Raw genomic sequence first — 12,500 nt, 5'->3', positions numbered from 1 at the left:
GTGAGTGGATAAAATGAGGTGATTGTATGGAACAATCGATGCGTAAGAAAAATAACAATCAAATTAATATTGTATTAAACCATCGAAAGAAAATTTCGTTACCGGCATCAGAAAATAAAACGGTAATTTCAAGTGAAACCACTACTAAACATGAGATGTTGCAGAGAATTGAAGAAGAGATGGGAAAGCTTGTTGGGATGGATGAAATAAAAAAGATAATAAAAGAAATTTATGCTTGGATTTATGTAAATAAAAAAAGACAAGAGATGGGGTTGAAATCTGAGAAGCAAGTGCTTCACATGTTATTTAGGGGGAATCCCGGTACTGGGAAGACAACCGTTGCTAGAATGATAGGGAAATTATTGTTTGAGATGAATATTTTATCGAAGGGGCATTTAGTTGAAGCAGAACGTGCTGATCTTGTGGGGGAGTATATCGGTCATACAGCGCAAAAGACGAGAGATTTAATAAAAAAGGCCATGGGAGGTATTTTGTTTATTGATGAGGCGTATTCTTTAGCGCGGGGGGGAGAGAAGGATTTTGGGAAGGAAGCTATTGATACACTTGTGAAGCATATGGAAGATAAGCAGCACGGTTTTGTATTAATTTTAGCTGGATATTCAAGAGAGATGAATCATTTTCTTTCATTAAATCCAGGGTTACAATCTCGTTTTCCATTTATTATTGAATTTGCGGATTACTCCGTAAATCAGCTGTTGGAAATTGGAAAGAGAATGTATGAGGAGCGTGAATATCAGTTATCTAAAGAAGCGGAGTGGAAATTTCGAGATCATTTACATGCGGTAAAGTATTCGTCGCAAATTACATCGTTTAGTAATGGGCGATACGTACGGAATATTGTTGAAAAATCGATTCGTACACAAGCTATGCGATTGTTACAAGAGGATACGTATGATAAATATGATTTAATTGGGATATCAAGTATGGATTTAATGCTTGAAGAGGAGACGCACAGTACGTAAACTGTGCGTCTGTTTTTATGCATAAGTTCGTTTACTCTTTTTTTGCTTTTTCTTGGTGAGTTTTATGAAGACGTTCCATTTTAGCGCTCTTTTCGTGCGCTGAATTTGGATCATGTCCAAATTGGTTTACTGAGCTTTTTTGAGCTCCTTTATTAACATGGTTTGTCATTTGCATTCACCTCGCTTTAAAAATTAGTATAAACATTATGTAAAGAAAAACTCGTTAGAAAAGAAAAACCTCTTTACGATATGTAAAGAGGTTAGATTGTTATTTATGCATTGAGCGCTCCTTTGTATCGATGCGTCTATGCGGTAAATGCCATTTGTAATGAATAGAAACCATGCGGAAGCAAACAATTAAAATGAATAAGGTGTATAGAGCCCAATCGCTAACGATGACTTTAGCGCCAATCAAAAAACCGGCTAAGATCGTCCAAAACGCATATACATCAGCTCGAAGGACGAGAGGTTTTCTACGTGCTAAAAGATCACGAATAATACCGCCGCCAATGCCAGTTAAAACAGCAGCTACAATTGTAGCGCTAATGGGTAAATTTAATTTTTGGGCGTATAGAGCTCCTTGTACGGCGAACGCTGATAAGCCGATGGCATCTGTGATGTTTTCCCACTTTTTCCAATGCTTAATTAATTTATTAGGAAAAAGAAAAATGATCGTCATTGATAATAGTGCGATTTGGAATAACATGTCTTGTTGCCAAAACGCGACGATTGGATAACCGATTAATAAATTACGAAGGGCACCTCCCCCAAATGCGGTTGCCATTCCTAAAATATATACCCCGAAAATATCATAATCCTCTTCCATTGCAACAATGGCTCCGCTTAGTGCGAAAGCGATTGTGCCTATGATGCTAAAAATCTCCCATGCCATGAATTTTCTCCCCCGCTAACTAGATGAAATGTGCTTCCTCTGCTATTATATTAGAAGGTTTAAATTTCGAAAAGGATGAGTGAACATATTTGATGGAAGAAAAAGAAAAAATCATATTAGTTGGCTGTCAATTGCCACAAGATGATGATGAAAAATTTATGCATTCCATGAAAGAGCTTGCATCGCTAGCGAAAACTGCGCGAGCGGAAGTGTTAGTATCAACGACGCAAAAGCGCCCGAAGTTTCATCCGGCGACTTATATAGGAAAAGGTAAACTAGAAGAGCTTGCAGCGTTGACGGAAGAATTAGAACCAGCTGTTATTGTTTTTAATAATGAGTTAACACCAAGTCAAATTCGGAATTTATCTTCAGTATTAGATGCGAGAGTGATTGACCGAACGCAGTTAATACTAGATATTTTTGCGCAACGTGCGAAATCGAGAGAGGGTAAGCTTCAAGTAGAATTAGCTCAATTGCAATATACAATGCCGCGCCTTATGGGACAAGGTCTTGCTTTATCACGTCTTGGTGGTGGAATTGGTACAAGGGGACCAGGAGAGACGAAGCTTGAGACAGATCGTCGTCATATTCGATCTCGTATTGATGAAATAAAGAGACAACTTGCGGTTGTTGTGGAGCATCGAAAAAGATATCGTGAGAGAAGAAAAGATAATAAAGTGTTTCAAGTTGCGTTAATTGGGTATACAAATGCAGGGAAATCTACGTTGTTTAATAGATTAACGGAAGCTGATACGTTTGAAGAAAACTTATTGTTTGCAACGCTAGATCCGACGACAAGAAAGATGCCGTTACCTTCTGGTTATACAGTGCTTTTGACTGATACGGTTGGTTTTATACAAGATTTACCTACGTCACTAATTGCTGCTTTTCGATCTACGTTAGAAGAAGCTGGGGAAGCGGATGTTATTTTACATGTTGTTGATTCAGCAGATCCTAATTATGTAGGGCATGAGCAGACAGTAAAACAATTATTGTCGGACCTTGAAATTAATCATATTCCTATTATTACGTTATATAATAAAAAAGATAAATTGCATCAAAACTTCATTCCATTTCCGAAAAGTGATTTCTTAATGACTAGTGCTTTTGAAGAAAGTGATTTACTGCGTATAAAAGAAGCGATAGAAACGAAGATGAAGGAAGAAATGGATGATTATAAAGTGGAAATTCCTCCGAGTGAAGGTAGGTTGTTAACACTTTTAAAGACGGAAACGTTATTAACTAAAATGGATTTTCTAGAAGATAAATTTGTATATGATTGTACAGGGTATATATTTGCTCATTCATCGCTTAAGGGGCAATTAAAGAGATTTTTAGTGGAAGAAGGAGAAAATAATGTTTGATCGTTTGAAAAATGGAGAAAAAATTGCTCCAATCGTAAAAGAAGTAGAAAGTCAAATTACAGAAGTACATAAACATGTGGATGAAGTGATTGAGAGTAACCAATTTCGTGTATTAGAAAGTTTTCGTAAACATAAAATTAGCGATTCGCATTTTATTCCGACGACAGGTTATGGGTATGATGATATTGGTCGTGACACGTTAGAAAAAGTGTATGCTGATGTATTTGGGGCAGAAGCGGGTCTTGTTCGTCCGCAAATTATTTCAGGTACTCACGCAATTTCGACAGCTCTATTCGGTATTTTACGTCCAGGAGATGAACTACTATACATAACAGGAAAACCATATGATACGTTAGAAGAAATCGTTGGTGTACGCGGAAAAGGTGTAGGCTCATTTAAAGAATATAATATTGGTTATAACGCAGTTCCGTTAACTGAAGAGGGATTTGTGGACTTTGAATATGTTGCAGCTGCGATCCGTAGTAATACGAAGATGATTGGTATTCAGCGTTCAAAAGGATATGCTACTCGTCCGTCGTTTACTGTTTCACAAATTAAAGAGATGATTGCGTTTGTGAAAGAGATTAAACCTGATGTTGTTGTATTTGTAGATAACTGCTATGGCGAATTTATTGAAGAAGAAGAGCCATGTCATGTTGGTGCGGACTTAATGGCAGGCTCTCTTATTAAGAATCCTGGCGGTGGAATTGTTAAAACTGGTGGTTACATTGTTGGTAAAGAGCAGTATGTTGAAGCGTGTGCATATCGTCTAACATCTCCAGGGATTGGTGCGGAAGCAGGGGCATCTTTATACAGTTTGCAAGAAATGTATCAAGGTTTCTTCTTAGCGCCGCATGTAGCGGGACAAGCGCTAAAAGGTGCGATTTTTACAGCTGCATTTTTAGAAAAGTTAGGGATGAATACATCACCAGCTTGGAATGCACCAAGAACGGATTTAATTCAGTCTGTTCAATTTGATGATAAAGATCGTATGATTGCGTTCTGTCAAGCGATTCAATATGCATCTCCAATTAATTCTCATTTCACTCCATATGCAAACTATATGCCGGGTTATGAAGATGATGTAATTATGGCTGCGGGGACGTTTATTCAAGGTGCAAGTATTGAGCTGTCGGCTGATGGTCCGATTCGTCCGCCTTATGTTGCTTACGTGCAAGGTGGGTTAACTTATTCGCATGTAAAGATTGCGATTTGTTCTGCGATTGATGCGTTAATTGAAAAAAAACTATTAACAATTTCTTAAAGGAAAGCTGTCGATTTCGGCAGCTTTTTTCGTGTGAAAGTAATGATTTGTGCCATTAGAAAAAAAATGAAAAAATTTACAAAAAAATCATGTAAGAAAAGCTAACATCTATTGACACTAAACATAACATGGTATAAAATGAGAAACAGTTAAGGCGAAGGAGGAACTGAAACAATGAAAGAAGATAGACGTTCTGCTCCGCTGTTTCCAATTGGTATTGTAATGGATTTAACACAATTATCTGCACGTCAAATTCGCTACTATGAAGAGCATAATCTTATTTTTCCAACCCGTACAAAAGGGAATCGTAGATTATTTTCATTTAACGATGTAGATAAATTGTTGGAAATTAAAGATTTGTTAGATCAAGGCTTAAATATGGCCGGAATTAAACAAGTATTGCAAATGAAAGAAAATCAAACAGAAGCAGTGAAAGTAAAAGAAGAAACGAAAGAAATTTCAAAATCCGAGCTTCGCAAAATTCTTCGAGATGAACTACAACATACAGGTAGATTTAATCGGACCTCATTGCGACAAGGTGACATTTCAAGGTTTTTTCACTAAAGATAACTGATTCTGAAGGTGTTTAGAGGGACTAAGGAGGAATTTATAATGGCTAGGTACACAAAAGAAGATATTTTCCGTTTGGCGAAAGAAGAGAATGTAAAGTATATCCGTCTGCAATTTACGGACCTTTTAGGGGTAATTAAAAACGTAGAAATTCCAGTGAGCCAATTAACAAAAGCTCTTGATAACAAAATGATGTTTGATGGATCTTCTATTGAAGGTTTCGTACGTATTGAAGAATCTGATATGTATTTATATCCGGATTTAGATACTTGGGTAATTTTCCCTTGGACAGCTGAAAAAGGTAAAGTAGCTCGTTTAATCTGTGATATTTACAATGCTGATGGTACTCCATTTGATGGCGACCCACGTAACAACTTAAAGCGTGTGTTAAAAGAAATGGAAGCATTAGGATTCTCAGATTTCAATCTTGGACCAGAGCCAGAATTCTTCCTATTTAAAGTTGATGAAAAAGGAAATCCAACATTAGAATTAAACGATAACGGTGGATACTTCGACCTTGCGCCGATGGATCTAGGGGAAAACTGTCGTCGTGATATCGTTCTTGAACTTGAAGAAATGGGCTTTGAAATTGAAGCATCTCACCATGAGGTTGCGCCAGGTCAACATGAAATTGACTTTAAATATGCAAATGCAATTCGCTCATGTGATGACATTCAAACATTCAAGCTTGTTGTAAGAACGATTGCTCGTAAACATGGTTTACACGCAACATTTATGCCGAAGCCATTATACGGTGTGAACGGTTCAGGTATGCACTGTAACTTATCGCTATTTAAAAATGGTGAGAACGTATTCTTCGATCAAAACGGTGATTTACAATTAAGTGATGATGCTCGTCACTTCATTGCAGGTATTTTAAAACATGCGCCAGCATTTACAGCGGTAGCAAACCCAACTGTAAACTCTTACAAGCGTTTAGTACCTGGATATGAAGCTCCATGTTACGTAGCATGGTCTGCACAAAACCGTAGTCCATTAGTGCGTATCCCTGCATCTCGTGGTATTAGTACACGCGTAGAAGTACGTAGTGTTGACCCAGCTGCGAACCCGTATTTAGTAATGGCTACATTATTAGCAGCAGGTCTTGATGGAATTAAAAATAAATTAACTCCACCAGCTGCAGTAGACCGTAACATCTACGTAATGACAAAAGAAGAGCGTGAAGAAGCAGGTATCGTTGACTTACCAGCAACATTAGCGCAAGCGTTAGTTACTTTACAAGCTAATGAAATCGTATGTGGTGCATTAGGTGATCATTTACTTGAGCACTTCATTGAAGCAAAAGAAATTGAGTGGGATATTTTTAGAACGCAAGTTCACCAATGGGAACGCGATCAATATATGTCTCTATACTAAGAGAGAAAAAAGCCCTAATACTACGGTATTAGGGCTTTTTCGTCATTTATCTACAGTGAAAAAACACGAATATTGTCGCATTTTTTTAGTGTCATCAGGAAGTAATTTATTGAAAATAATTTGTGTTGACTCGTTCTGTATAAAGAACTAAAATGGCATTAACTAGAAATGTTTGTATATTAAAAAGAATAAAAATATTGTTTTTTTCTTAAGTTTTTGATGCCAATTTCAAGTTGAAGCTCATTGGTTTTAAATGAGGAGGGAAGTTATGGATAAGGAAATAAATTTGAAAAATCTATTTACTATTATACGGAAAAGAATTTGGATCATTCTATTATTTACAACTCTCACAACAGTAGCAGGAGCGATGTATACTATATATGTAAAAACACCATTATATGCCTCTTCAGCAAGGGTTATTGTTCAAGCTAATGCTGAAACGATGAATACATTGAAAGAGATGGTAAATGAGCCTGTAATATTAGAAAAAGTGGCTGCTGAATTGAATATTAACAGATCTGCAGGTGCATTAAGTGGACAAATAAGTACAGAAAGTGTACAAGGGTCCCAGATTATGAGAATAAATGTAGTGGATATAGATCCTGTGCTTGCTCATAAAATTGCAAATACTACAGCCGTTGTTTATAAGAAAGAAGTAGCGAATATACTGAATTTTAATAATGTGAGTATATTACCAGAAGACCCAGTTCAAAAAAAATCTATGCCTATAAATATAAATCACTTTAAGACGATACTAATTGCATTCTCTATAGGTATGGTGCTCAGTATTGGATTCATTTTTTTATTGGATTCACTTGATGAGAGAATCAAATCGGAACGGCGAATTGAACAATTGTTAGATGTCCCTGTTTTGGGCGGAATATCTAAAATGAATAGAAAAAATGTGAAAGACAAATTCAGTAAAAAAAATACGGTATTATTGGGGGAGGGAACGGAGTGGCTTACAAAAATAGACGAAAAACAAATAAAGTTAAAGGAGAAAGTATAATTGTACATACCGCTCCAAGATCGAAAATTTCGGAGCAGTATCGTTCGCTTCGAACAAACCTTCAATTATCTTCATCTATTCATAAAAGCAGAACTATAGTTATTACTTCTCCGAGGTATGGTGAAGGAAAATCAACGATTACAGTTAATTTAGCAGTCTCAATAGCACAAAAAGGTGAAAAAGTATTGGTAATAGATGCAAATTTACGAACACCAACGATTCATGAAATGTTTGGAGTAGAAAATACAATTGGATTAATTGATATATTGAACGGAAAAACAACTTTAGAGGGCGCCGTGAAAAAAACAGAGATGGAAAGTCTGGATGTATTAACTAGCGGACCGGTACCATTCAATCCATCCGAAGTACTTAGTTCGAGTGCAATGGATATGTTAGTTCAAAAGGCAATGGAACGATATGATATTATATTATTTGATTCTTCTCCTGTACTAGAAGTAACAGATACAAGTGTATTGGCTGATAAGTGTGAAGGTGTATTATTGGTGATACGTTATAATCGTACTGTGAATGAAGATGCGCTTGAAACGAAAAGGGCGTTAAGTTTTACGAAAAGTAGGATATTAGGTGCGATTTTGAATGGAAAAGTATAAATAACATAAATGGACTTTTAAAAAAAGAATTTAATATCCTTATATTAAGATGTTCTTTATAAAGAATTTTTTAAAGAGCTACGATGTGGTGATGTCTCCTTACCGCTATCAACGGAGGCACTCGATTATGCTGTGGGTTGTGAAAACAACCTTAGATGCGAGTCATCAAGAGTGTAATGTGAGGCCGGGTTAGATGCCCATGTTTTATTAAAGTTTCTAACTATGTGCTTTTAATAAAGAGAATATAGTTAGAAACTTTAAATTTGAAAGAGTTAAGTATGGAATTGATTAAAGGAGGAAGTTACATGACGTATCGGCGGAGGATATCGTTATTGCTTTTAATGGATTCAATGATTGTGTTAAGTGCTATTTTCTTTAGTTATTTCTTTGTAAATGCTAGCTTTAGTGTTATCACTTTATCATCAATTATTAGCTCTATCACTCTATTAGTCAGTCATCATTTATTTGCTTTAATGTATAAGTTGTATAATAAAGCTTGGGAATATGCAAGTATAGGAGAATTACTCATTATATGCAAAGTTGTTACATTTTCTATAATTGCTACAGCAGTTGTGCAGCAACTAATCATGCAAAAAATGTATTTTCGGCTGTTAGTTGTAACTTGGATGATTCATATTTTATTAATTGGTGGTTCACGTTTTATATGGAGAATGTACAGAGATATTTATTATGTAAAAAAGGGTGATAAAAAAAGAACGTTAATTGTTGGTGCGGGATCTGCTGGGACAATGGTTGCAAGGCAGTTGTTAAAGAATAGTGCTGCCGAATTAATGCCAGTCGCATTTATTGATGATAATGTAAAAAAACATAACCTTGATATTTGGGGTATTCCAGTAATTGGTGGTAAGAATCAAATTGAGTATGTTGTTAAAAAACTGAATATTGAAATAATAATTTTGGCAATTCCTTCATTAAACAAAAGAGAGCAAAATGTTATTTTGAAAAGATGTTTAAAAACAGAAGTGAAAACTCAAATTCTTCCGATGTTAGAAGACTTAGTAACGGGTAAAGTATCGGTGAACGAATTCAGAGATGTTCAAGTAGAAGATTTATTAGGGCGCGATCTTGTAGAACTTGATGTGGATGTTATTTCAGATTATATAACTAACAAAGTTATTTTAGTTACTGGTGCAGGAGGTTCAATTGGTTCGGAAATTTGTAGACAAATTGCAAAATTTAGGCCGAAAAGGTTGATTTTACTAGGGCATGGGGAGAACAGTATTTATTCTATAGAAATGGAATTAAACAGAAAATATGGAGATATGAAAGGCACGTTTATTCCTGAAATCGCAGATATACAAGATGAAAAAAAGATGAATTTAATAATGAATAAACATCTTCCAAATGTTGTATATCATGCAGCTGCACATAAACATGTACCACTAATGGAGAATAATCCTGAAGAGGCTGTTAAAAATAATTTGATTGGAACTATGAATGTATCAGAGGCAGCGAGAGCACATGGAGTAGGAACGTTTGTTATGATTTCCTCTGATAAAGCTGTGAACCCGACGAGTGTTATGGGAGCAACAAAGAAATTAGCTGAGATGGTAATTCAACATAAAGATAAAATAAGTCATACAAAGTTTGTTACTGTACGCTTTGGGAATGTCTTAGGAAGTAGAGGGAGTGTTATACCTTTATTTAAGAAGCAAATTCAAAATGGTGGCCCAGTTACAGTTACCCATCCTGAGATGGTTCGGTATTTTATGACAATACCAGAAGCATCTAGGCTTGTAGTGCAAGCTGGTTCTTTAGCTAAAGGTGGGGAGATTTTTGTGTTGGACATGGGAGAACCAGTAAAAATAGTCGATCTTGCCAAAAATCTCATTCGGTTATCAGGAAACTCTGTGGATGAAATAGGAATAGAATTTACTGGTATACGCCCAGGAGAGAAACTTTTTGAAGAATTACTAAAAGAAGATGAAATGAATGAGAAGCAAGTTCATCCGAGAATTTATGTAGGGCAAGAAATGAATGTTCGTATAGAAGAGGTAGAAGAATTCGTCTCTATATATGAAGATTTGAATGAAGCGGAATTGCGAGATAGATTATTATATTTAGTTAATCATCGCAAGCCTTTGAAAATATTAATTCCAGTATCAGGATAATGGTGTGTGAGCTTAATAAGAATAAAATAAGATGGGTGCGTGGGAATGATGTCTAAAAAAGTTCTGTTTTGTGCAACTGTGGATTATCATTTTAAGGCGTTCCATTTACCGTATATGAAATGGTTCGCAGAGCAGGGATGGGAAGTGCATGTTGCAGCAAATGGTAACATGCAACTTCCATATGTCAATCAAAAATACAATATCCCTTTTCAAAGATCACCTATTAGATCACAAAATTTTCATGCATACAAAAAGTTAATGTCAATTATTGATAAAAATAAATATAACATTATTCATTGTCATACGCCCATGGGAGGAGTAATAGCGCGTTTAGCTGCTCGGAAATCAAGGAAGAAAGGAACGAAAGTCGTATATACAGCACATGGATTTCACTTTTGTAAAGGATCACCGCATATGAATTGGTTGCTTTATTATCCGATTGAAAGAATTCTAGCTTCTCATACGGATTGTCTAATAACAATTAACCAAGAAGATTATGATTTAGCAGTTAAACATCGCTTTCCAGTGAAAGATATTAAGCTAGTTCACGGTGTAGGAATAGATGTACAACGGTTTACTCCTGTAACTGAAATTGAGAAACGAGAATTAAAGTTACAATGTGGCTATAAACCACAAGATTTTTTAATGTTTTATGCTGCTGAATTTAATAAGAATAAAAATCAAAGTTTTTTAATCCATGTATTAGCGCAATTGAAAAATGAAATGCCACATGCAAAGCTTTTGCTTGCTGGTGAAGGGCCATTAATAGAAGAGTGTAAAAAAATAGCGATGCAACTAGGCGTGAGTAGTATGGTGCACTTTCTTGGTTATAGAAATGATATAGCCTCTTTGCTGCAGATGTGTGACCTAGCTGTTGCATCGAGTTACCGGGAAGGTTTACCAGTTAATATTATGGAAGCTATGGCTTGTGGACTTCCGGTTATCGCTACGGACAATCGGGGACATAGGGAGCTAATTATTAGTAATAAAAATGGTTGGATTATAGATCGTGATGATATAAAGACAATGTCTGAAAGAATAAATTTTATTTCTAAAAATACTAAATTACAAGCTCAGTTTGGGCAGTGTGGACGTACTATTATTACAAGTAAATATTCAGTTAATGAAGTATTGAAAGAGAAACAAGAAATTTATACAACATATATGGATGAAATGGAGGATTTAAATTGGGCACTCCATTAAGAGTATTACATGTAGTCGTAAATATGAATAGAGGCGGCGCCGAAACACTAATTATGAATTTATATCGCAATATAGATCGTTCCAAAGTTCAATTTGATTTTTTAACATGTAAAGAAGGAGTGTTTGATGAAGAAATAGTAAAGTTAGGCGGGGAAATTCATAGAATTCCATATGTTACAGACGTTGGTCATAGAGGCTATATAAAGACGCTAGATACCTTCTTTAGCTCTCATACGCAATATAAAATCGTTCATTCACATAAGGACAAAATGAGTGGATTTGTCCTTCGTTCAGCTAAAAAAGCAAGGGTACCAGTTAGGATTGCGCATAGTCACAATACTAGTAGTGAAGGTGGTGCTACTGCAAAAATCTATAAATGGTATGCAGGAAAATCTATAGGTACATGTGCAACGCATTTGTTAGCATGCTCAAATGCAGCTGCGAGATGGTTATTTGCAGATAAAGCTGATACAGCTAGAATCTTAAAAAATGGAATTGATTGTGATAGGTTTTTGTTCATTCCAGAAATGAGAAAACATGTAAGAGAAGAATTACAGCTTGAGCAAGACTCTCTTGTTATTGGCCATGTTGGAAGATTTGCTCATCAAAAAAATCATGCTTACCTTATAGAATTATTCGCGCAGTTAACTCGATTTAGGCCGAATTCAATTCTTTTATTAGCTGGCGAAGGGCCACTTCGTATGGAAATTGAAAATCAAGTGAGGGAATTAAATTTGGAGAAGCATATAATGTTTCTTGGGATACGAGCTGATATAGAAAGGATACTTCAAGCATTTGATGTATTTGTTTTTCCATCCATACATGAGGGATTGCCACTTACTCTCATAGAGGCGCAAGGAGTTGGTTTGCCTTGTATTATATCGGATGCTATTACGAAAGAAGTGGATTTGGGAATGAATCTAGTTGAACATGTTCCTCTAGCAGATAAAATGGCTTGGATAGAAAAAATGAAAAATATAGAAACTAGTAATTTTCCGAGGGAAATACCAGCTCAAGTATTTTTGGAGAAAGGCTACGATATAAAACATACGGCAGAATTAACTCAAGACTATTATTCCGTACTTTCGAGGTGAG

12 protein-coding genes are annotated in these 12,500 nt (G+C 35.7%); 10 read left to right on the top strand and 2 right to left on the bottom strand.

The genetic code is table 11. The annotated features are described in order from the left end of the window. Window positions 1-26: 26 nt before the first annotated feature. Window positions 27-983: a stage V sporulation protein K gene (gene spoVK, locus I6L50_RS24300; protein ID WP_002014481.1), complete on the top strand. Its 957-nt coding sequence runs from the start codon at window positions 27-29 to the stop codon at window positions 981-983. Between the two features lie 31 nt (window positions 984-1,014). Here spoVK and I6L50_RS24295 read toward each other — a convergent pair whose 3' ends face one another. Together I6L50_RS24295 and I6L50_RS24290 are read right to left on the bottom strand one after the other, a co-directional pair. After that, a complete protein-coding gene (locus I6L50_RS24295; protein WP_002087943.1) occupies window positions 1,015-1,152 on the bottom strand; it encodes a hypothetical protein in 138 nt (45 codons plus the stop codon). A gap of 99 nt (window positions 1,153-1,251) precedes the next feature. Then, window positions 1,252-1,875: a trimeric intracellular cation channel family protein gene (locus tag I6L50_RS24290; protein ID WP_002014478.1), complete on the bottom strand. Its 624-nt coding sequence runs from the start codon at window positions 1,873-1,875 to the stop codon at window positions 1,252-1,254. Between the two features lie 92 nt (window positions 1,876-1,967). Between I6L50_RS24290 and hflX the strand changes: the two genes are divergently transcribed. The 9 genes from hflX to I6L50_RS24245 all read left to right on the top strand — a co-directional run bounded on the left by hflX (window position 1,968) and on the right by I6L50_RS24245 (window position 12,499). After that, the gene (gene hflX, locus I6L50_RS24285; RefSeq protein ID WP_113936896.1) at window positions 1,968-3,239 is read left to right on the top strand and encodes a GTPase HflX; all 1,272 of its coding nucleotides are present in this window, start codon (window positions 1,968-1,970) and stop codon (window positions 3,237-3,239) included. Next, window positions 3,232-4,503 (top strand): methionine gamma-lyase family protein, encoded by a 1,272-nt coding sequence (locus I6L50_RS24280; RefSeq protein WP_219303357.1) that lies wholly within the window; start codon window positions 3,232-3,234, stop codon window positions 4,501-4,503. The genes hflX and I6L50_RS24280 overlap by 8 nt, the downstream gene beginning before the upstream one ends. Window positions 4,504-4,677: 174 nt before the next feature. Beyond that, window positions 4,678-5,067 carry a transcriptional repressor GlnR gene (glnR, locus tag I6L50_RS24275; protein WP_002014475.1) on the top strand — a complete coding sequence of 130 codons (390 nt, stop codon included), beginning with the start codon at window positions 4,678-4,680 and terminating at the stop codon, window positions 5,065-5,067. 48 nt (window positions 5,068-5,115) lie between these two features. Beyond that, the gene (glnA, locus tag I6L50_RS24270; RefSeq protein ID WP_219303356.1) at window positions 5,116-6,450 is read left to right on the top strand and encodes a type I glutamate--ammonia ligase; all 1,335 of its coding nucleotides are present in this window, start codon (window positions 5,116-5,118) and stop codon (window positions 6,448-6,450) included. A gap of 268 nt (window positions 6,451-6,718) precedes the next feature. Beyond that, window positions 6,719-7,459: a YveK family protein gene (locus I6L50_RS24265; protein WP_219303355.1), complete on the top strand. Its 741-nt coding sequence runs from the start codon at window positions 6,719-6,721 to the stop codon at window positions 7,457-7,459. After that, window positions 7,408-8,070 (top strand): CpsD/CapB family tyrosine-protein kinase, encoded by a 663-nt coding sequence (locus I6L50_RS24260; RefSeq protein ID WP_113936898.1) that lies wholly within the window; start codon window positions 7,408-7,410, stop codon window positions 8,068-8,070. The genes I6L50_RS24265 and I6L50_RS24260 overlap by 52 nt, the downstream gene beginning before the upstream one ends. 305 nt (window positions 8,071-8,375) lie before the next feature. Further along, window positions 8,376-10,202 (top strand): polysaccharide biosynthesis protein, encoded by a 1,827-nt coding sequence (locus I6L50_RS24255; RefSeq protein WP_219303354.1) that lies wholly within the window; start codon window positions 8,376-8,378, stop codon window positions 10,200-10,202. Window positions 10,203-10,247: 45 nt separating this feature from the next. Continuing rightward, a complete protein-coding gene (locus tag I6L50_RS24250) occupies window positions 10,248-11,405 on the top strand; it encodes a glycosyltransferase family 4 protein (protein ID WP_219303353.1) in 1,158 nt (385 codons plus the stop codon). After that, window positions 11,390-12,499 carry a glycosyltransferase family 1 protein gene (locus I6L50_RS24245; RefSeq protein WP_219303352.1) on the top strand — a complete coding sequence of 370 codons (1,110 nt, stop codon included), beginning with the start codon at window positions 11,390-11,392 and terminating at the stop codon, window positions 12,497-12,499. Before I6L50_RS24250 ends, I6L50_RS24245 begins: the two co-directional genes overlap by 16 nt. The last annotated feature ends 1 nt before the right edge of the window (window position 12,500 follow it).

Origin of the sequence: Bacillus sp. FDAARGOS_1420 (assembly GCF_019344915.1) — a bacterium.
Lineage (GTDB): Bacteria > Bacillota > Bacilli > Bacillales > Bacillaceae_G > Bacillus_A > Bacillus_A mycoides.
The sequence above is the reverse complement of the archived record's forward strand: the minus strand, read 5'-3'. Positions and strand labels throughout refer to the sequence as shown.

Coding starts and splice junctions, on each gene's coding strand:
- I6L50_RS24280 (WP_219303357.1), top strand. CDS start 3,232: ATGTTTGATCGTTTGAAAAATGGAGAAAAAATTGCTCCAATCGTAAAA.
- spoVK (WP_002014481.1), top strand. CDS start 27: ATGGAACAATCGATGCGTAAGAAAAATAACAATCAAATTAATATTGTA.
- glnR (WP_002014475.1), top strand. CDS start 4,678: ATGAAAGAAGATAGACGTTCTGCTCCGCTGTTTCCAATTGGTATTGTA.
- glnA (WP_219303356.1), top strand. CDS start 5,116: ATGGCTAGGTACACAAAAGAAGATATTTTCCGTTTGGCGAAAGAAGAG.
- I6L50_RS24265 (WP_219303355.1), top strand. CDS start 6,719: ATGGATAAGGAAATAAATTTGAAAAATCTATTTACTATTATACGGAAA.
- I6L50_RS24290 (WP_002014478.1), bottom strand. CDS start 1,875: ATGGCATGGGAGATTTTTAGCATCATAGGCACAATCGCTTTCGCACTA.
- I6L50_RS24295 (WP_002087943.1), bottom strand. CDS start 1,152: ATGACAAACCATGTTAATAAAGGAGCTCAAAAAAGCTCAGTAAACCAA.
- I6L50_RS24250 (WP_219303353.1), top strand. CDS start 10,248: ATGATGTCTAAAAAAGTTCTGTTTTGTGCAACTGTGGATTATCATTTT.
- I6L50_RS24255 (WP_219303354.1), top strand. CDS start 8,376: ATGACGTATCGGCGGAGGATATCGTTATTGCTTTTAATGGATTCAATG.
- hflX (WP_113936896.1), top strand. CDS start 1,968: ATGGAAGAAAAAGAAAAAATCATATTAGTTGGCTGTCAATTGCCACAA.